Origin of the sequence: Micromonospora sp. FIMYZ51 (assembly GCF_038246755.1) — a bacterium.
GTDB lineage: Bacteria > Actinomycetota > Actinomycetes > Mycobacteriales > Micromonosporaceae > Micromonospora.
This window is the reverse complement of record NZ_CP134706.1, coordinates 6,359,167-6,378,125: the sequence shown is the minus strand read 5'-3', so window position 1 is coordinate 6,378,125 and position 18,959 is coordinate 6,359,167. Positions and strand designations below refer to the sequence as shown.

The 18,959-nt window shown below is 71.6% G+C and carries 16 protein-coding genes; 10 read left to right on the top strand and 6 right to left on the bottom strand.

Going from position 1 to position 18,959, the window contains the following annotated elements; genetic code table 11:
* Positions 1–18 precede the first annotated feature (18 nt).
* The 3 genes from QQG74_RS28650 to QQG74_RS28640 all read right to left on the bottom strand — a co-directional run bounded on the left by QQG74_RS28650 (position 19) and on the right by QQG74_RS28640 (position 3,258).
* Positions 19–555 carry a phospholipase gene (locus QQG74_RS28650; protein ID WP_341717762.1) on the bottom strand — a complete coding sequence of 179 codons (537 nt, stop codon included), beginning with the start codon at positions 553–555 and terminating at the stop codon, positions 19–21.
* A 240-nt stretch (positions 556–795) separates the two neighbouring features.
* Positions 796–1,521: a methyltransferase domain-containing protein gene (locus QQG74_RS28645; protein WP_341717761.1), complete on the bottom strand. Its 726-nt coding sequence runs from the start codon at positions 1,519–1,521 to the stop codon at positions 796–798.
* Between the two features lie 99 nt (positions 1,522–1,620).
* Positions 1,621–3,258 (bottom strand): ABC-F family ATP-binding cassette domain-containing protein, encoded by a 1,638-nt coding sequence (locus tag QQG74_RS28640; RefSeq protein ID WP_341717760.1) that lies wholly within the window; start codon positions 3,256–3,258, stop codon positions 1,621–1,623.
* Between the two features lie 129 nt (positions 3,259–3,387).
* Here QQG74_RS28640 and QQG74_RS28635 point away from each other — a divergent pair, with 129 nt between their 5' ends.
* The 3 genes from QQG74_RS28635 (at position 3,388) to QQG74_RS28625 (ending at position 5,187) form a co-directional block, all read left to right on the top strand.
* Positions 3,388–4,140, top strand: a complete 753-nt coding sequence (locus QQG74_RS28635; RefSeq protein WP_341717759.1) for an ROK family protein — start codon at positions 3,388–3,390, stop codon at positions 4,138–4,140.
* 269 nt (positions 4,141–4,409) lie between these two features.
* Entirely contained in the window at positions 4,410–4,778 is a 369-nt protein-coding gene (locus tag QQG74_RS28630) for a tetratricopeptide repeat protein (RefSeq protein WP_341717758.1), read from the top strand.
* 154 nt (positions 4,779–4,932) lie between these two features.
* A complete protein-coding gene (locus QQG74_RS28625; protein ID WP_013736060.1) occupies positions 4,933–5,187 on the top strand; it encodes a Smr/MutS family protein in 255 nt (84 codons plus the stop codon).
* A gap of 182 nt (positions 5,188–5,369) precedes the next feature.
* Here QQG74_RS28625 and QQG74_RS28620 read toward each other — a convergent pair whose 3' ends face one another.
* Complete coding sequence (locus QQG74_RS28620) at positions 5,370–7,769, bottom strand: M28 family peptidase (RefSeq protein ID WP_341717757.1); 2,400 nt, start codon at positions 7,767–7,769, stop codon at positions 5,370–5,372.
* A 159-nt stretch (positions 7,770–7,928) separates the two neighbouring features.
* Here QQG74_RS28620 and QQG74_RS28615 point away from each other — a divergent pair, with 159 nt between their 5' ends.
* The 7 genes from QQG74_RS28615 (at position 7,929) to QQG74_RS28585 (ending at position 16,809) form a co-directional block, all read left to right on the top strand.
* Complete coding sequence (locus QQG74_RS28615) at positions 7,929–9,179, top strand: fused response regulator/phosphatase (RefSeq protein WP_341717756.1); 1,251 nt, start codon at positions 7,929–7,931, stop codon at positions 9,177–9,179.
* Complete coding sequence (locus QQG74_RS28610; RefSeq protein ID WP_341717755.1) at positions 9,176–10,975, top strand: ATP-binding protein; 1,800 nt, start codon at positions 9,176–9,178, stop codon at positions 10,973–10,975. Before QQG74_RS28615 ends, QQG74_RS28610 begins: the two co-directional genes overlap by 4 nt.
* Positions 10,972–11,424, top strand: coding sequence for a response regulator (locus QQG74_RS28605; protein WP_341717754.1), 453 nt, complete (start codon positions 10,972–10,974; stop codon positions 11,422–11,424). The genes QQG74_RS28610 and QQG74_RS28605 overlap by 4 nt, the downstream gene beginning before the upstream one ends.
* Positions 11,417–12,229: an inositol monophosphatase family protein gene (locus QQG74_RS28600; protein WP_341717753.1), complete on the top strand. Its 813-nt coding sequence runs from the start codon at positions 11,417–11,419 to the stop codon at positions 12,227–12,229. Before QQG74_RS28605 ends, QQG74_RS28600 begins: the two co-directional genes overlap by 8 nt.
* A 192-nt stretch (positions 12,230–12,421) precedes the next feature.
* The gene (locus QQG74_RS28595; protein ID WP_341721422.1) at positions 12,422–13,426 is read left to right on the top strand and encodes a hypothetical protein; all 1,005 of its coding nucleotides are present in this window, start codon (positions 12,422–12,424) and stop codon (positions 13,424–13,426) included.
* Between the two features lie 36 nt (positions 13,427–13,462).
* On the top strand, positions 13,463–15,016 hold the full coding sequence (locus QQG74_RS28590; RefSeq protein ID WP_341717752.1) for a fused MFS/spermidine synthase: 1,554 nt from the start codon (positions 13,463–13,465) through the stop codon (positions 15,014–15,016).
* A 71-nt stretch (positions 15,017–15,087) separates the two neighbouring features.
* Entirely contained in the window at positions 15,088–16,809 is a 1,722-nt protein-coding gene (locus QQG74_RS28585) for a serine/threonine-protein kinase (RefSeq protein WP_341717751.1), read from the top strand.
* Positions 16,810–16,847: 38 nt separating this feature from the next.
* Here QQG74_RS28585 and QQG74_RS28580 read toward each other — a convergent pair whose 3' ends face one another.
* On the bottom strand, positions 16,848–17,519 hold the full coding sequence (locus tag QQG74_RS28580; RefSeq protein WP_341717750.1) for a TrkA family potassium uptake protein: 672 nt from the start codon (positions 17,517–17,519) through the stop codon (positions 16,848–16,850).
* Entirely contained in the window at positions 17,509–18,843 is a 1,335-nt protein-coding gene (locus QQG74_RS28575; protein ID WP_341717749.1) for a potassium transporter TrkG, read from the bottom strand. Before QQG74_RS28575 ends, QQG74_RS28580 begins: the two co-directional genes overlap by 11 nt.
* Positions 18,844–18,959 lie beyond the last annotated feature (116 nt).

Here is an 18,959-nt window from a genome sequence, read left to right as displayed (position 1 = left end):
GTACGGGCCGGGTAGCGGTCAGGAACGGGCCCGGTGTTCGGCGTCGGCCTTCATCCGGGCGGCCCGGTCGATGTCGGACTGCGAAACGGCGGCGACCGAGCCGAAGACGGAGACTGCCTGGTAGTAGGTCCAGGCCAGGCTGAGGCACGCCGGCCGGACGACGGCGTTGTAGGTGGCGCAGACCCGCTTCAGGTCCTCGTAGAACGCACTGTCCAGACGGGACTTGTTGGCGCTGAACTGGCCGACCGCCTTGTAGTTGCGGTAACCGAAGTCGTGCCGGGCGCAGGAGGTGGAGAAGCTGAACCCGAGTGGGTTGTCCGGGCTCGACGAGCAGTAGTCGGTGGACCAGTCGAAGTTGTACTCCGCCCATGGCGCCCGGTTCTGCCGGGCCGAGTTCCAGGCGTTGAAGCTGCTGGCGCTGGTCTGGGTCCAACTGGACAGCACGGACAGCTTCTGCTGGGGGGTGACGGCCGCCGCGGCGGGGGCGGCGGCGGCGAGGGCGGTGAGCAGCGCGAGTACGCCGGAAGCGAGGAGGGTGACGAGGCGTCTGGGCACGGTGGTACCTCCGCAGGGGTGAGCGGTGGGGAAGTTACCGGTGAGTCACCGGAGTGCCATCAGTCTCGATCAATGTCGCAGCCGCTGGGTGTAACCAGCACGAAATATTGATGACCGGTGCTGAAACAGACGAAAACCCCTGGACGCATCAGGTCCAGGAGTGACGCATCGGGTCCAGGAGTTAAGAAGGGGCCCCTGTACAACGCTAGGCGTTAACAGGGGGCCCTTCCTTGCACCGGGTCAGGCGAAGAAGCGGGCGAGGTGGGTGGGGGAGGGGGCGGCGTCGTCCGGGCCGAGGGGGGTGAGGTCGGCGAAGATCGAAGCGCCGTCGCTGCCGGCGTGCAGCGGATACCAGCGTGGCGTGCCTGGTGGCCGCATCACGCAGACGCCCTTGATGGTCTGCACGTCCAGCAGCCGGACATGGGTCGGGTCGGCGACCGCGTTGACATGGCCCCACCAGGGGCTCATCACGTGCAGTACGCCGCCGGGCCGGAGCACCCGGTGGCACTCGTCGAGCAGCGGCAGGAAATCGATCAGGTGCTCCAGGATGTGCACCGCGAACAGTACGTCCACCGAGTCGTCGGCGAGCGGCAGGGAACCGGACAGGTCGGCCACCGCATCCACCCCCGGTGCGGGGAAGATGTCCAACCCGAGGTTGCCCGGCCACTGTTTGGTGGCACCACAGCCGAGATCGATCACCACCGGGTCGCGCCCGCCGACCCGCACCCGGCACCAGACGCCGAAGACGCCCGCCAGTCGCCCCAGGTGCTCGCGGACCAGTCGCAACTGTGCCGGCTCGTCCACCTCACCGGTCAGGTGGGCGACGCCCCGGTCGAACCTGACCTCGACCGCCAGCGGACGCAGCCGGTCGTCGTGTCGAACCTGGTCCGTCCACGCTTCAGCGAGGAACCCGTCCACCGCCCGCAGCCGCTCGGCGGAGGGCGGAGTAGTTGCAAACCCGACCATACCGGCCACCTCCGGCCCCGCCGTTACCCGAATCAGCGCCCGCTATGCGGGCAAGGAAGGGCCCCTTGTTAACGCCTGAGGTAGCGGAAGGGCCCCCTATTAACATTCGCTGATCTGCCCGGCCGCCACCCGCAGCCGGCGGTTGACCTGTACCGCGTCGAGCATCCGCCGGTCGTGGGTCACCAACAGCAGCGTGCCCGGATAGCTGGCCAGCGCCGACTCCAGCTGCTCGATGGCCGGCAGGTCGAGGTGGTTTGTCGGCTCGTCCAGCACCAGCAGGTTCACCCCGCGCCCCTGCAACAGCGCCAGCGCGGCCCGGGTCCGCTCGCCGGGCGAGAGCGTCGCCGCCGGCCGCAGCACGTGCTGGGCGCGCAGGTTGAACTTGGCCAGCAGCGTACGCACGTCCGCGGGCGACAGGTCCGGTACGGCGACCCGGAAGGCGTCGAGCAGCGGCGCGTCCCCGAGAAAGTGCCCGCGAGCCTGGTCCACCTCGCCGACCACCACCGCAGCGCCGAGCGTGGCCTGACCCGCGTCAAGTGGCAGCCGGCCGAGCAGGGCACCCAGCAGGGTCGACTTGCCGGACCCGTTCGCCCCGGTCACCGCCACCCGATCGGCCCAGTCGAGCTGGAAGTTGACCGGCCCGAGGGTGAAGTCGCCCCGGCGTACCACGGCGTCGCGAAGGGTGGCCACGACGGCGCCGGCGCGGGGCGCGGCACCGATCTCCATCCGCAGCTCCCACTCCTTGCGCGGCTCCTCGACGACCTCCAGCCGCTCGATCAGCCGCTCGGTCTGGCGGGCCTTGGCGGCCTGCTTCTCGGTCGACTCGGCGCGGAACTTGCGGCCGATCTTGTCGTTGTCGGTCGCCTTGCGGCGGGCGTTACGGACCCCCTTCTCCAGCCAGCCGCGCTGGGTCCGGGCGCGAGCTTCCAGACCGGCCTTCGTCTCGGCGTACTCCTCGAATTCCGCGCGTGCCTGGCGGCGGGCCACCTCCCGCTCCTCCAGATACGCGCCGTAGCCCCCACCGAAGTGGTTGACCTGCTGCTGGTGCAGGTCCAGTTCCAGCACCCGGGTCACCGTGCGGGCCAGGAACTCGCGGTCGTGGCTGACAAGTACGGTGCCGGCGCGCAGCCCGGTCACGAAGCGTTCGAGCCGATCCAGGCCGGCCAGGTCCAGGTCGTTTGTGGGCTCGTCGAGCAGGAAGATGTCGTACCGGCTGAGCAGCAGGGAGGCCAGCCCGGCGCGGGCGGCCTGGCCGCCGGAGAGCCCGACCATCTCCTGGTCGAGGTCGACGGCGAGGCCCAGCTCGGCGGCCACCTCCCCGGCCCGCTCGTCGAGATCGGCGCCACCCAGACCGAGCCAGCTCTCCAACGCGCCGGAGTAGGCGTCGTCCGCGCCGGTCACCCCGGCGGTCAGCGCCTCGGTCGCCGCGTCCAGGGTGGCCTGCGCGTCGGCCACCCCGGTCCGCCGGTGCAGGAAGGCCCGGATCGTCTCGCCGGGACGCCGCTCCGGCTCCTGCGGCAGGTGCCCGATGCTCGCGGTGGGCGGGCTCACCGTGACGTTGCCGGTCTCGATCGGGAGCAACCCGGCGAGGGTACGCAGCAGCGTCGACTTGCCCGCCCCGTTCGGCCCGACCAGGCCGACCACGTCGCCGGGCGCGACCACCAGGTCCAGCCCGGTGAACAGGCTCCGGTCACCGTGCCCCGCGGCAAGGTTCTTGGCGATCAACGTGGCGCTCACAAGCAGGCGAGCCTACCCGCCGCCGCGTTCGCGGTCCGCCGGTTATTCCCGGCGGTGGCGGCGCGCCTGTCGGAGTGGTTGCGGTGGCCTGCCGTGCCTGCGCAGGGATCACGAGGCAGACTCACCGTCGTGCAGACCACTCTGGCGATCGACTGCGGGGGCGGCGGGATCAAGGCGTCCGTCCTGGACGGGGCGGGCACCATGCGGGCCCAACCGCTGCGGGTGCCCACGCCGTACCCCCTGCCGCCGGAGCTGTTCGTGAAGACCCTGCTGGAGCTGGGTGGCCGGTTGCCGGCGGCGGACCGGGTGACGGTCGGGATGCCGGGCATGATCCGGCACGGCGTGGTGGTCGCCACCCCGCATTACGTGACCCGCTCCGGTCCCCGCAGCCGGGTGGATCCAGGGCTGCTCGCCAAGTGGTCGGGCTACGACGCCCGTAGTGCTCTCGCCGCCGCGTTCGGCCTGCCCACACTTGTGCTCAACGATGCCGAAGTGCACGGCGCCGGGGTGGTCGCGGGCACCGGCTGCGAACTGGTGTTGACGCTCGGCACCGGGCTGGGCAGCGCACTCTTCGACGGTGGCGTGCTCGCTCCGCACCTGGAGCTGTCGCACGCCCCGGTCCGCTGGGGCACCACCTACGACACGTACGTGGGCGAGCCGGAACGCCGCCGGCTGGGCGACGCATTCTGGTCCCGCCGGATCCGGCAGGTGGTCGACGGGCTGCGTCCGGTGTTCCGTTGGGACCGGCTCTACCTGGGTGGCGGCAACTCCCGCTTGATCCGCCCCGAGCAGCTCGCCCGGATGGGCGACGACGTCGTGGTGGTCCCCAACAGCGCCGGCATCGTCGGCGGCGTCCGCGCCTGGGACCTCGCCGCCGTGTAAGGAAGGGCCCCTTCTTAACGCCTGCGGTAGAGGAAGGGCCCCTTCTTAACAGCCGAGCAGCCGAGCCGCCGTTCTCTTACAGCCGAGCCGCCGCCGCACGACCGAAGCCGGGCCGCCGCACGACCGAAGCCGGGCCGCCGCACGACCGAAGCCGGGCCGCCGCACGGCGGAAGCCGGGTCGGGCCGCAGAAGCGCCCGGGAACAGTCGCGGTACCGCCGGTGTTGTGCCAGCGTCGGTTGAGTGGTGCGATACGGAGGGGGTGGACGGAATGGATCTTCTGGCCGAGTACCGGCGGGCGACTCTGTTCTTCGAGTCCGGAGACCCGAGCAGCGCGGCCCGACTGCTCGAACCGATCGTCGCGGCCGAGCCCGACAACTCCGCCGTGCGTCAGCTGCTGGCTCGCGCGTACTTCCAGTCGGCCCAGCTCACCCGGGCTGAGGAGCAGTTGCGGGAGTTGGTGGACCGCAACCCCAGCGACCACTACGCCCACCACGTGCTGGGCCGGACGCTGGAGCGGCTGAACCGGCACAACGAGGCCCTGCGTCACCTGCGCATCGCGGCGGCGATGCACGCCACGAACAACGACTACACGACCGCCCTGCGTCGGGTGGAGACCCGCGTCGGCGGCGGTCGCTGAGGCGGGACGCCGAACCAGCCGACGGTGGGCTGGCGACGTACCCGGAACGAGCCGAAGGGGCAGCCCGACAGGGCTGCCCTTCGGCGTCCTCGGAGGGCGGCGACTCACCTGCCTACCATGGCCGCATGGCAGCCGACCGGACGGTGGACATGGCATGAAGCTGAAGCTGGACCTGCACGACATCTTCAACAAGGGCCACGACATCGACCGGGCGCTGCGCGGGATCATGGACGAGGCGGTGGCGAAGAAGGCCACCCTCGTCGAGATCATCCCCGGCAAGGGCTCCGGCCAGCTCAAGAAGCGCGTGCTGCGCTTCCTGGACCAGAAGGACGTCAAACAGCTCTACCACCGGGTCGAGAAGGACTCCAAGAACTTCGGTCGCCTCTTCGTCCACTTCCGCTGGAAATAACCCCACCCCTCCCACCCCACCCCACCCCCACCCTCACCCTCACCCTCAACCCACCCCGAAACCCCGCCGATCTTGCACTTTTGGTCACTGGTATGCCCCGGTAGGGAGGCATTTGTCGCGACAGAAAGTGCAAGATCGGCAAGCGCGGAGGTGGGGTGGGGGTGGGGGTTAGAGGGTGGGGGTTAGAGGGGGTGGGTACGGGCTATGGCGAGCATTTCGGAGGTGTGTGAGCCGGCGATGCCTACGCCGGGTGGGCGAGGGCGGAAGCCGGGCAGGTCGGCCAGGCCGTCGCTGGCGTCCATCGCGCGTAGCTCGATCCGTTCCGCCTTCGGTTCGACGGTCAGCGTGATCTCGACTCCCTCGGGTGGCGGGGCGTGGAAGACCAGGCCGAAGCCCCACCGCCCGGAGCGTTCCTCGATCGGCACCGGCCGGCCGGCCACCTGAGCGCCGCGTACCGTCGCGGTGGTCGTGTCGACGTGCAGGGTGACCAGGCGTACCTGGCGTTGCGGGGTGAGCCGGAGCCGCAGCGTGCGCTCGCCGGCCGTGGTGGTGTCGGCAAGCACGTCCAGCCGGGGCGCGGGTAGGTCGGCGGCGGGTGCCGGGCCGCCCAGCAGGTCGGTGGGGCCGATGCCGGGGAACTCGTCGGCGACGGAGACCGGCCCGTCGACGTACCCGTCGGTCCAGGGCTGTGGCGCGGACTCGCGGCTGAGCCAGCGGGCCTGGCCGGTGTCGGTGTCCAGCGCGTACATCAGGTGGGTGGGCGCGGGATGCGCGGCGTCCAGCCGGTCGACGGCGAGGCCGACCCCGGCGCACACCACCACCGCCAGCGCGGCGGCGCCGGCCGGCAGCACGCCGAGCCGGCGGGCCCGCAGCGCCAGCATGCCCCGTTGGCCGCCGGCCTGCGGGTGCAGCAGGTCGACCACCGGCAGCGCGGCCAGACCGAGCAGTACCGCGAAGAGCGCCGCGACGCCGCCCATCGCCATGCCCAGCGCCGGGAAGAGCAGCACCACTGTCGGCAGCAGCACGACCACCGCCACCGCGGCGGCGGCGGTCACCGCGATCACCGGCACCGGGCCGTCGAGGCGGCTGGCCACCGCCGCCAGCCCGGCCAGCGCGCCGGCCAGCGCCGGCAGGGTCGCCAGGTACGCCCCGCCGGGCATCAGAACCGCCAGCAGTACGCCGAACAGCGCGAGCCAGCCCAGCCCACCGATGGCCAGCGCGGCCGGACCGATCGACCGGCGGGTAAGCGCGTACCAGGCGAACAGCACTGCGGCGGCGATCGCCAGCACGGCCAGCCGGTACCAGGTGGGCCGGTACGGGTCGAGCAGTTCCGCGTAGCCCGGCCGGATGGCGGTGATCACCCACCAGAGCAGCTGCGCGCCGAGCGGCGCCACCACGATCGGCACCAGGGTCAGCACGAAGCCGGCGACCAGCCGGCCGGCGCTCGCCCGACCTCGATGCCACGCCAACCAGCCGAGCAGGACCACACCGGCCAGCGCCAGCAGCGCCAACGGCAGCACCAGGGTGCCGGGGTAGCGGGCCAGGCCACCGGGGAGCGGGAAGTAGGTGGCGTCGTGCCCGGCGCGCAGGCTGTCCAGCTCGATCCGGCCGAACTCGCGTACCAGGCCCAGCGCGTTCTCGCCGTGGTGCTGGAGGCTGGCCCGGTCCATCGATTCCGGGGTGTCCAGCGGGGTGTGGTAGATCGCCCCACCGTCGAGGTACGCCGAGTTGAGCCCGACGAAGCCGGCGTCCAGGAAGGCGGTGAAGTCGGTGTCGTTGGGCAGTGCGCGGTAGACCTCCACCGCGAACGAGGTGCCCACCGGGTGCGGTGCGGCCCGGCCGAAGACGTCGACGAGCGCCGCGTTCTGCGGCGACGTCTCGAACATGATCACCGGCCCGGTACGCCCCCGCGCCTCCAGGTTGAGCACCACGCCCTTGCCGGCGGCGAGTGGATGGTCGGTGGCGAAGGCCGACGCGCCGCAGAGGCAGGCCTCCTCGGCGTCGGTGAGCAGCAGTACGACGTCGTTGCGGAGGCGGGGACCGTCGGCCAGCGCCCGCGCCACCTCCAGGATGGTGCCCACCCCGGCACCGTCGTCGTTACCGCCCGGCCCGCTCTGCACCGAGTCGTAGTGCGCGACCAGGAACACCGTGCCGGTGGGATCGGTGCCGGGCACCCGGGTCACCAGGTTGCGGACCCGGGCCAGGGTGGCGCCGCCGGCCGCGCCGCTGAGCTGGCCGGCCTCCTCGGCGATGGTGTCCTGCACCTCGGGCTCCAGCCCGAGCTCGCGTAGCACAGTTTCCAGGTGGGCCCGGACCGCGTCGTTCGCCGGGCTGCCGGCGGCGTGGGACCGTCCGGCGATCTGCTGGACGTGCGCGTACGCTCGCAGAGCGCTGAACTCCTCGGCCGGGGCGTCGGCCGGCCGGGGTGCCGGCGGGCGCAGGTCGAGCAGCACACCCGCGCCGATGGCGGCGAGTGCCGCCAGCGCCACCAGCGCGGCGAGGGGGCGTCGGCGAGGCCGGGCGAGGGCTCGGTCGGCGGGCGTGCGGGCACGCTTGGTGGCGGGGCTGGGGGGTGCGCCCACGGGTGGCTCCTCGGAGGGGTGGGACCAGGGGTAGGTCATCATCCACCATGCTGTGCCAGGGCACCCCGTCGTGTTGTGTGCGAACGTTGTCTAATACAGGATCAGCGGGACAGTCGGAAGGAGCCCGACATCAGCAGCGATCTCCCGCCCGTCGCGGCGGTGACCCGGCCACACCGGGGGACCGGGATGACCGGTCCCTCCGTCGTGTCGTGGCCGTACCCCCAGGGTGGCCTGGGCGGTAACCCGAACCTGCCGCCGGGTGAGCGGCTGCGGGTGCTGCTGGTCGAGGACGACGAGGGTGACGCCTTCCTCGTCGGTGAACTGCTGGCCGAGACGAACTCGGGGATCGAGCTGCTGGTCGCCACCAGCCTGAGCGAGGCCCGCCAGCGGATCGCCGGCGTGGACTGCGTCCTGCTCGACCTCGGCTTGCCGGACGCGCAGGGGCTGGACGGCCTGCGGCAGGTGCTGGAGATGTCCGGCAGCGCTGCGGTCTGCGTGCTCACCGGCCGCTCCGACGAGCACCTGGGCATCGTCGCGGTCGCCGAGGGGGCCCAGGACTACCTGGTCAAGGGCCAGGTTGACGGCGTGTTGCTGACCCGGGCGCTGCGCTACGCGGTGGAGCGTAAGCGGGCCGACGAGAACGCCCGCCGGCTGCGCGAGGTGGAGCTGCGTCAGGCCGAGTCGGCCCGCCTGGAGCGCGGTCTGCTGCCCCAGCCGTTGATGTCCACCGAGCAGATCGCGGTGCACACCTTCTACCGGCCGGGCCGACACGCCGCGCTTATCGGCGGGGACTTCTACGACGTGGTGCAGACCAGTCCCGACCGGGTCGACCTGATCGTCGGCGACGTTTGCGGCCACGGCGTGGACGAGGCGGCACTCGGCGTCGAGCTCCGGGTGGCCTGGCGGGCCCTGGTCCTCGCCGGGGTCCCTGACGACGAGGTGCTGCCCGCGTTGGAACAGGTGCTGATGAGTGAGCGCCGGCTCCGGGAGATCTTCGCCACGGTCGCGACCACCCGGCTGGACCTGAACGCCAACCGGGCGACCGTACGGCTGGCCGGCCACCCACCACCGGTCCTGCTCGCCAATGGCCGGGTGGCTCCGGTGCCGGCACCGGGTGGCCTGCTGCTCGGCGTACGACCCCGCCGGCCCGTCGCCTTCGATCTGGAGTTCGAGACCGATGACTGGTCCCTGCTGATGTACACCGACGGCGTGATCGAGGGTCGGATCGGTGCCGGTGACGAGCGGCTCGACGTGCCCGGCCTGACCCGCCTGCTCGACGAACCGGCCAGCCGGAGCGTCCCGCTGCCCGAGCTGCCGGCCTGGCTGGTCGGGCGGGCCGAGGAACTCAACGGCGGCCCGTTCGCCGACGATGTGGCGATGCTGCTGGTCACCCGGGGCGGTGGCCGATGAACCCCAGGGTCTGGACGCTGCGCGGTCGGGTGCTGGCGTTGCTCGGCATCGTCGGCGCGCTGCTGTTCAGCGTCGCGGTGGCCGAGGCGGTCGTGGCCACCAAGAACCGCGAGTACACCGACGTGCTGCTGATGGAGGTCGGCCCGCTGCGGGTGCAGGGCGAGGAGATGCTCAGCGCGCTGCTCGACCAGGAGACCGGCATGCGCGGCTACGCGGTGAGCGCCGACCGCGAGGACCTCGCCCCGTACGAGCGGGGCCTGGCGCGGGAGCGGACGACCGCGGCGCAGATCCGGGAGCTGTCCGGCAGCTATCCCGGCATCGAGGCGGAACTGCTGAGCGTCGAGCAGCAGGCGGACGAGTGGCGGCGCACCGTCGCCCAGCCGGTGATCGACGCCACCAGCACGAATGGCGCGGCTGCCGGGCAGGCGCTGTTGACCGACGAGAGCCGGCAGCGCTTCGACGAGTTGCGGACGACGGTCTCCGCGCTACAGGAGGAGATCCTGACCGCCCGGGAGGCCACCGCCCGGGACGTCGAGCGGACCGGGAACCTCCTGGTCGTCCTGCTCGTCGTGGCCGGTCTGGTGGTCGCGCTGGCCGGCATCGCGCTGCTGCTCTCGCTGGACCGGATGGTGCTGCGACCGCTGACCGCCCTGGCCGGGCAGGTCCGCGAGGTCGCCACCGGCGACTACGGTCAGCGGATCTCCGGTGCCGGCCCGCCGGAGTTCCAGCGTCTCGGCGAGGACGTGGACGCGATGCGCCAGAAGATCGCGGCGGATCTGGCCGAGGTACGCGAGGCGCGGGAGCGGATCGAGTGGGTGAACTCCCAGTTGCAGAAGCAGGCCGAGGAGCTGACCCGGTCCAACCGTGACCTGGAGCAGTTCGCCTACGTCGCCTCGCACGACCTTCAGGAGCCGCTGCGCAAGGTGGCCAGCTTCTGTCAGCTGCTGCAACGCCGCTACGCCGGCCGGCTCGACGAGCGGGCCGACCAGTACATCGCCTTCGCGGTGGACGGGGCGCAGCGGATGCAGCGGTTGATCAACGATCTGCTTGCCTTCTCCCGGATCGGCCGGATCACCGCTGGCTTCACCGATGTCGACCTCAACCAGCTGATGGCGGAGGTCGCCGAGCAGACCGAGCCGGCCCGGCAGTACGCCGACGCCGAGCTGACCTGGGGCGAGCTGCCGACGATCCGGGGCGAGGAACCGCTGCTGACGAACCTGCTGGTGAATCTGGTCAGCAACTCGGTCAAGTTCCGCCGGCCCGACGTGCCGCCGAAGGTGCACGTCTCCGCCCGGTTGGTGGGCGAGGAGTGGGAGATCACCTGCCAGGACAACGGCATCGGGATCGAGCCGGAGTTCGCCGACAAGATTTTCGTGATCTTCCAGCGGTTGCACGCCAAGGACGCCTACCCGGGTACCGGGATCGGGCTGGCCATCGTGAAGAAGATCGTGGAGTACCACGGTGGCCGGGTCTGGGTGGACACCGACGTACCCGAGGGCACCGCGATCCGGTTCACCCTGCCGGCGCTGCCCGCCGACGTCGAGGCCGCGACGGCCGCCAGCGCAACGGACGGTCCGGCCGCCGACGCCGATACCGACGGTGCGCGGGACGGCACCGACGGTGCGGCGGACGATGCGCCCAGCGGCGACGGTGCAGCGGCCGGTGAGAGCCGCTCGACCAGCGAAGGTACGGTCGGTGCGGTGGCTGTCGCCGCGCGCCAGGGCGGCGAGGCATCCGCTGGCGGTGGCACGCCGGACAGCGGTGGCACAGGTGGCATGAAGGAGGCGGTGGGATGACTGCGCCGGCGGACGGCAACAGCCCGATCGAGGTCCTGTTGGTCGAGGACGACCCGGGTGATGTGCTGATGACCCAGGAGGCCTTCGAGGAGCACAAGCTGCGCAACCGGCTGAACGTCGTCTCCGACGGCGCCGAGGCGCTCGCCTACCTGCGCCGCGAGGGCCAGTACGCGGACGCGGTGCTGCCGGACCTGATCCTGCTCGACCTGAACCTGCCGCGCCGGGACGGCCGGGAGGTGCTCGAAGAGATCAAGCGGGACGACGAGCTCTGCCGGATCCCGGTGGTGGTGCTCACCACTTCGCAGGCCGACGAGGACATTCTGCGCAGCTACCAGTTGCACGCGAACGCGTACGTGACCAAGCCGGTGGACTTCGAGCAGTTCATCTCGGTGGTCCGGCAGATCGACGAGTTCTTCGTCAGCGTGGTGAAGCTGCCGCCACGTGGCTGACACCCTGCTCGACGAGGTCGCCGGGCTGCTGCGGGAAACTGCGGACCGGGTCGTACTGCCGTCCTTCCGTCACCTCGGTGCGGGCGACGTGACCGAGAAGGCCCCCGGTGAGCTGGTCACCGTCGCCGACCGCAAGGCCGAGGATGTGATCGCGGCCGGATTGCGCCAGCTGCGGCCGGGCTCGGTCGTGGTCGGTGAGGAGGCGGTGGCGGACGATCCGGAGCTGCTGCGCCACCTGGCTGGCGCGGGCGACGTGTGGCTTGTCGATCCGATCGACGGCACCGCGAACTTCGCGGCGGGCCGCCGCCCGTTCGCACTGATGATCTCCCTGCACACCGACGGTGAGCCGGTGGCCGCCTGGGTGTTCGACCCGCTGGCCGGGACGCTTGCCACCGCCCAGCTTGGCGAGGGCACGTACCTGGACGGTCGGCCGGTGCGGCTGCCGTCGACGGCACCGCCGGTGGGCGAGCTGCGCGGTGCCGCGATGACCAAGTTCCTGCCGCCGGCCGCGCGCCGCCGCGCCGAGTCGGGTGGGGCGCGGGTCGGGCAGTTGCTGCCGGGCCAGCACTGCGCCGGTCGGGAGTACCTCGACCTGCTCACCGGTCGGCAGCAGTTCGTGCTCTTCTGGCGCACCCTGCCCTGGGACCACGGCCCGGGCACCCTGCTGGTGCGGGCGGCAGGTGGGGTGGCGCGCCGGTTCGACGGTACGGACTACCACCCGGCCGGCACCGATCACGGCCTCCTGGTGGCCGTCAACGACCAGGTCTGGACCGAGGTCCACCAGGCCCTCCTCGTCAATGAGTGAGGTCGTTGTCACGTTGTGTTGACAATCGATGGGGTGTGGGGGTCGGGGCACTGGTTTGCGGGGGTGCTTCCGGTATCGTGGCCCGCGGTCTCCGCCAGCAGGCCGCCGACCGGCGCCGGTGGAGGTTGCCGCCGCGCAGTGTGATCACCGGGGGCCGGCGGCCGACGGAAGGATGCTTTCGTGCGCAGGTCCATGCCCAACCGGCGGCGGGTGCACCGGCCGCTGATCGCCCTGCTCGCCGCCGTGGCGCTGCTGCTCGGCGTAGGTGTCGTGCCGGCGTACGCCGAACCCAACGAGGGCGGTAGCAAGAAGCTGCGGGATGCCCTGGAGGCCACCGCCAAGGCGCACATCGAGGCCAAGCGGAAGCTGGACACCTCGAAGAAGCGGCAGCAGCAGCTCGGTGCCGAACTGGCCGAGGTGGAGGGTCGGCTGGCCGAGCTGACCGTCTTGGTCGGCGAGGTGGCGGCCCAGTCCTACCGGGTCGGCCGGCTCAGCGCCGCCGCCGCGCTGTTGGACAGCGGCACCCCGGAAGCCTTCGTGCAGCGGGCCGCCAGCCTCGACATGATGGCGCAGCGGGACGGCCGCCGGGTGCGTGAGCTGACCGAGGCCCGCGAGCAGGCCCGGCAGGCCAAGCTGGCGATCAACGCCGAGGTCCGCGAGCAGCAGAAGCAGGTCGCGGTGATGGCGAAGAAGAAGAAAGAGGCCGAGGCGGCCCTGGCGTCGGTCAGCTCGGGCAGCAGCAGTGGGTTCAGCGGCGGCAACTCCAGCTCGGCGGCGCCGGCCCCACGCAACTCCGACGGGTCGTGGCCGAGCGAGTCGTGCTCGGTGAACGACCCGACCACCTCCGGCTGCATCACGCCACGCACCCTGCACGCGCTCAAGCAGACCCAGGCCGCCGGATACAAGCGGCACGTCTCCTGCTACCGCAGCGGCGGGTCGGGCGAGCACCCGAAGGGCCGCGCCTGTGACTTCTCCGCCGCCACGAACGGCTTCGAGGACCGCACGGCCACCGGCGGGGACAAGGCGTACGGGGACAGTCTGGCCGCCTGGCACGTGCGCAACGCGGACCGGCTCGGCGTGCTGTACGTGATCTGGTACCGGCAGATCTGGCACCCGGGCACGGGCTGGCGGGCGTACAGCGGCAGCGGCAGCCCGGCCGCCGATCACACGAACCACGTTCATCTCTCGATGCATTGACCCGCGACCCCCGGGTCGCTGCGTACCATCGCCACGATGAACTCTCCAACGCCTGAGGTGTCGGCACCAGCGGCACCGGCTCGACCAGAGGACGCGCGGGCCCTGCCCAACGGGCTCGCCGCGTTCCTGGTCTTCTACTCCAGCGGTGCCGTCCTGGTCCTGGAGACCGCCGCGCTGCGGCTGGTCGGGCCGTACGTGGGGGTCACCCTCCAGGTGACCAGCTCGGTCATCGGCATCGCGCTGGCCGCGATCGCGTACGGGGCGTGGGCCGGCGGCTGGCTGGCCGACCGGCGCAACCCGCGTACCCTGCTGGCTCCGGCGTTGGTGCTCTCCGGCATCGCCACCGCGATCACCCTGCCCGCCGTCCGCTACGCCGGTGAGGTGCTGCGCGGCGGTGCGGCCAGCGCCATTCTGCTGCTGGTCGCGGTCGCCGTCTTCGCGCCCGCGATGCTGCTCTCCGCAGTCAGCCCGCTGGTGATCAAGCTTCAGTTGGCCGATCTGCGCCGCACCGGTCAGGTGGTGGGCCGGCTGTCCAGCATCGGCACGCTGGGTGCCGTCACGGCCACCCTGGTCACCGGCTTCGTGCTGGTCGCCGCCCTGCCCAGCACCGTCATCCTGTTCGGGCTGGCCGCCTCGCTCGGCATCACCGGCATCGCGCTCTGGGTCTACCTGCGCCGGCAGGATCGCGCCACGCTGCCCGGTCCGGCCCGGGTCAAGGCCGCCCTGGCGGCGCTCGGTCTGGTCGGGGTCGGGCTGACCGTGGTGGCACCGGATCCGTGCGACGTGGAGACGGCGTACCACTGCGCCCGGGTCGAGGCGGATCCGGGCCGGTCCAGCGGGCGTACGCTGCTGCTGAACTCGGCCCAGCATTCGTACGTGGATCTGGCGGACCCGACCCACCTGGAGTACGCGTACACCCGGTGGATCGGTGCGGCGGCCGACGTGATCGCCCCGCCGGGGCACCGGCTCGACGCGCTGCACCTGGGCGGCGGCGGTTTCACCGTGCCCCGCTACCTGACCGCCACCCGGCCTGGCACCGACAACCTGGTCTTCGAAATCGACGGCGGGCTGGTCGAGTTGGGCGAGCGGGAACTCGGCGTGGCGCAGGGGCCGGATCTGCGGGCGGTGGTGGGCGACGCCCGGATGCTTGTGGCCGCCGAGGCGACTGACAGCCGCGACTTCGTGGTCGGCGACGCGTTCGGGCACCTGGTGGTGCCCTGGCACCTGGCCACCCGGGAGATGGCCGCGGAGATTCGGCGGGTCACCCGGCCCGGCGGCGTGTACGTGCAGAACGTCATCGACTACCCGCCGCTGCGCTTCATCACCAGCGAGGTGGCCACCGTCGCCGCCGAGTTCCGGCACGTGGCACTGATCGCCCCACCGGCGGCGCTGGCCGGGGAGCGGGGCGCGAACTTCCTGATCGTCGCCTCCGACGCGCCGCTGCCGCTGGCGGCGCTGCGGGTCCGCCTGGACGCCGAGAACGAGCCGGCCAGCCTGCTCTCCGGCGGTGAGCTGACCGACTTCGTCGGCGCCGCGTTGGTGCTCACCGACGACTACGCGCCGGTGGACCAACTGCTGGCCACCGCCTGATCGGGTGACATCGCTGACCGAATCCGACCAGAAAGGTGTAACGACCCTCACGTCGGGCAACAACGCCGACCATGGGTGCAGAGGTACGCAGGGGCGCGCAGCTGCTCGGTGAGCGTTACCGGCTGGTCGAGCAACTCGGCGCGGGCGGCATGTCGGTGGTGTGGCGCGGCTACGACGAGGTGCTCGGCCGCCAGGTCGCGGTCAAGGTCCTCGCCTCGCGGCTGGCCAGCGACCGGGCCTTCCGGCACCGGATCCGCAGCGAGGCCCAGGCGTCCGCGCGGCTCTGCCACCCGAACATCACGAACGTGTACGACTACGGGGAGTCCGACCAGGTCGGGCTGACCGTGCCGTACGTGGTGATGGAACTGATCGACGGTGTTCCGCTTACCGCGCGGCTGGCCCGCGACCGGCAGCTGCCGTGGCGGGAGGCGGTGACGGTCGCCGCGGAGGTCGCCTCCGCACTGGCTGCCGCGCACGCCCGTGGGGTGGTGCACCGTGATGTGACACCCGGCAACGTGATGCTCACCGCGACCGGGGTGAAGGTGGTCGACTTCGGCATCTCGGCGCTTGTCGGCGAGAGCGAGAAGGGTCCGGACGGCACGCTGCTCGGCACGCCCGCCTACCTCGCTCCGGAACGGCTGGACAACGGCCAGGTCAGCCCGGCGACCGACGTGTACGCGGTGGGCCTGCTGCTCTACCGGATGCTCACCGGACGGCTGCCCTGGCAGGCCGACACCACCACCGGGATGCTGCGGGCGCACATGTACCACGAGCCCGAGCCGATGCCGGCGGTGCCGGGGCTGCCCGCCGATGTCGTCGGCCTGGTCGGCCGCTGCCTGGCGAAGCGGCCGGCGGATCGCCCGGCCACCACCGAGCTGGCCCGGGCCCTCGCGGCGGCTGCCGGTCGGGCACCGGCCGTGCCCGTCGGCGACGGGCGGACCGACCCGCTGCGGCTGGCCAGCATCAACACCACGATCCTGCCCTGGTCGGCGGCGACCGACGCGCTGCCGCTCGCCGGCCTGCGGACCCGCCGGACGATGGACCGTCGGCGTCGGGTCGAGGCGGCGGTGGCTGCCGCCGCGCTGATGGCGGTGACGGCGGCGGTCTGGGGGGTCACCTCGCACAGCCCGGCCAGCGGGGGCATCGACCAGCCGACCGAGGCTCGCATCGGCGGTGCCCAGCAGCAGCCTTGCCAGGTCTCGTACGCGCTGCACAAGGACTCCGGCAAGGACTTCACCGCCGAGGTGAAGCTGACCAACACCGGCAACCGTGAGCTGCGTGACTGGACGATGCGCTTCGCCTTCCCGGGTGAGCAGCAGGTGACCCGGGCGACTCCGGGACCGGTGCGTCAGCAGGGACGTGCGGTCGTCGTGCAGCCCGCCCCGCAGCGACCCGCCCTGGCCCCGGGTGCCACCGAGAAGTTGACCCTCACCGGCACGTACACCGGGTCGAATCCGCTGCCGCTGGAGTTCCGGGTGGGCGACGACCTGTGCGGCGTGCAGGTCTCGGGGGTGGCCGGTGCCGCGCCGAGCACCAAGCCGGCCCCGAAGCCGGTGCGCGCCGAGACCGGCAAGGCCGGTTCGGGTGGCGCCGGTGGGGCCAAGGCAAAGTCGGAGTCGAAGAAGGCGCAGCCCAAGAAGGGCAAGCCGGGCAAGGGCAAGCCGAAGAAGGGCAAGCCGGAGCACGCCCAGCTGGCGAAGGGTACGTCCGGAAAGGGCAAGTCGGAGAAGGCCAGGGCCGGCAAGAAGGGCAAGCCGGGTGGCGGGCCGCCGAAGCACGCCAAGGGCGGCTGACCGCTTCGGGTCAGGACAGCGTGGCTGACCGCTTCGGGTCAGGACAGCATGGAGAAGCGCTGGACCTGCTCGATGGTGCCTTCCACGATGATGATGTCGTCCCGGCTGAGATCCAGCCCCTCGGAGACGTAGCGGTAGCGGGTCTCGCCGGCCCGCTTGATTCCGACCACCCGTACGCCGTGCCGCGCCACCAGCCAGGCCTGGCTGATCGAGCGGGCGACCAACGGCCCGGGTACCCGCATCTTCGCGATGGCGAAGGCACCCTCGATCTCCACGAAGTCGAGCATCCGGCTGACGATCAGATGGGCCAGCCGCTCGCCCGTCTCCGCCTCGGGAAAGATCACGTGTTGGGCGCCGACCGCTTCGAGGATCTTCGCGTGCTGGGTGGAGGTGGCCCGTGCCCAGATCTGCGGCACGTTCAGCTCGACAAGGGCGAGCACGGTGAGCACGCTGGCCTCCACCGAGGCGCCGATGGCCACCACCACCCGTTGCAGCTCCGCCACGCCGAGTTGGCGCAGCGCCTCCCCGTTTGTGGAGTCGGCCTGCGCCACCTGGGGCAGCTGCGCCGACCACCGCTGCACCTGCTGCGGGTTGGAGTCGATCGCCAGCACCTCGTGGCCGAGCGCGGTGAGCGACCCGGCGAGGTGGCAACCGAATCGGCCGAGCCCGATCACGGCGATAGCGCCGAAGTCAGCTTTCCTATCCGACAATGGGTTGCTCCTCTGGGTAGCGGTAGAGCCGATGCCGGGTGTTCAGGGCGATCGCCGAGCCGAGGGTGAGTGGCCCGATCCGGCCGACGTACATCAGCACGATCAGCAGCAGGCGACCGGCGTCGGAGAGTCCCTCCGTCACGCCCACCGTGAGTCCGGTGGTGCTGAAGGCCGAGGTGATCTCGAAGAGGGCCGCCTGGAACGGCAGGTGGTTGGTCATCGCGATGAGCAGGCTCGCGGCTGCCGCCACGATCGCGACGCTCAGCAGGGCGACGGTGAGCGCCTGCCGCTGGCTGGCGGTGGCGACCCGGCGCTGCCCGACCGTCACGTCCGGCTCGCCGCGAATCTCGGCCCAGATGACGAAGGCCAGCAGGAAGAAGGTGGCGACCTTGATCCCGCCAGCGGTGCTGGCACTGCCGCCGCCGATGAACATCAACCAGATCAGCAGCGGGTAGCTCTCCTCCCGGATCGCGCCGGCCGGCACCACCTCCATCCCGCCGGTGCGGGCGAGCGCGATCTGGCCGAACGCGGCGAGCACCTTGTCCGCGGCGGCGTACTGCCCGAGCGTGCCCCGGTTGGCCCACTCGATGGCCAGGAAGACCGTGGTGCCGACGACCACCAGCACGACACTGCCCCAGATGGTCAGCTTGGTGGCGACCGCCCAGCGGTTGGGCTGTCGCCAGTGGCGGACCGCCTCGAACAGCGCCGGGAAGCCGAGCCCGCCGATGATGCTGCCGAGCGCCAGCGGCAGGGTGACCCAGGGATCCCGGGAGAAGGCCAGCAGCCCGTCGGGGTAGAGCGAGAAGCCGGAGTTGTTGAAGGCTTGCACGGCGTGGAAGCCGGCCGACCAGAGCGCGCGACCCAGCGAGTAGTCGTAGGCCAGCCAGAGCCGCCCGGTGACGACGATCGTCATCAGCACCTCGCAGGCCAGCACCGTGGCCCCGATGTGCAGCAGCAACCGGCCGACGTTGCCGATCCCGTACTCCAGGGTCTCGGCCTGCACCAACAGCCGGTTGTGCAGGCCGAGCCGCCGGGAGACGGTCAGGATCACCAGCGCCGCGCCGGTCAGGATGCCGAGGCCACCGAGTTGGGTGAGCACGGTGAGCACCACCAGGCCGAGGGTGGACCAGTAGCTCGGCGTTTCGACGACGGCCAGCCCGGTGACCGAGATCGCCGAGGTGCTGGTGAAGAGCGCGGTGAGGAAGGACGGGTGTCGGTCCTCGATCGCCATCGGCGGCAGCATCAGCAGCACGGTGCCGAGCAGGATCGCCACCAGGAAGCTGATCGGCACCAGCCGGACGGGGTGACGAAAGAACCGGCGCACACGACAATCTTCCGATTTCACCCGTTTCTTTGGAGTCGAATACCGAGGATTCAACGCCTGGCCAGGCGCGGACCAACTGGCGGTCAGCCCGGCCGGATGTGCTGAGGCGGTTCCCC

Bases quoted from the DNA above. Each gene is read 5' to 3' on its own strand.
- QQG74_RS28595 (WP_341721422.1), top strand. From the start codon at position 12,422: ATGCCCAACCGGCGGCGGGTGCACCGGCCGCTGATCGCCCTGCTCGCC.
- QQG74_RS28630 (WP_341717758.1), top strand. From the start codon at position 4,410: ATGGATCTTCTGGCCGAGTACCGGCGGGCGACTCTGTTCTTCGAGTCC.
- QQG74_RS28605 (WP_341717754.1), top strand. From the start codon at position 10,972: ATGACTGCGCCGGCGGACGGCAACAGCCCGATCGAGGTCCTGTTGGTC.
- QQG74_RS28625 (WP_013736060.1), top strand. From the start codon at position 4,933: ATGAAGCTGAAGCTGGACCTGCACGACATCTTCAACAAGGGCCACGAC.
- QQG74_RS28590 (WP_341717752.1), top strand. From the start codon at position 13,463: ATGAACTCTCCAACGCCTGAGGTGTCGGCACCAGCGGCACCGGCTCGA.
- QQG74_RS28610 (WP_341717755.1), top strand. From the start codon at position 9,176: ATGAACCCCAGGGTCTGGACGCTGCGCGGTCGGGTGCTGGCGTTGCTC.
- QQG74_RS28645 (WP_341717761.1), bottom strand. From the start codon at position 1,521: ATGGTCGGGTTTGCAACTACTCCGCCCTCCGCCGAGCGGCTGCGGGCG.
- QQG74_RS28585 (WP_341717751.1), top strand. From the start codon at position 15,088: ATGGGTGCAGAGGTACGCAGGGGCGCGCAGCTGCTCGGTGAGCGTTAC.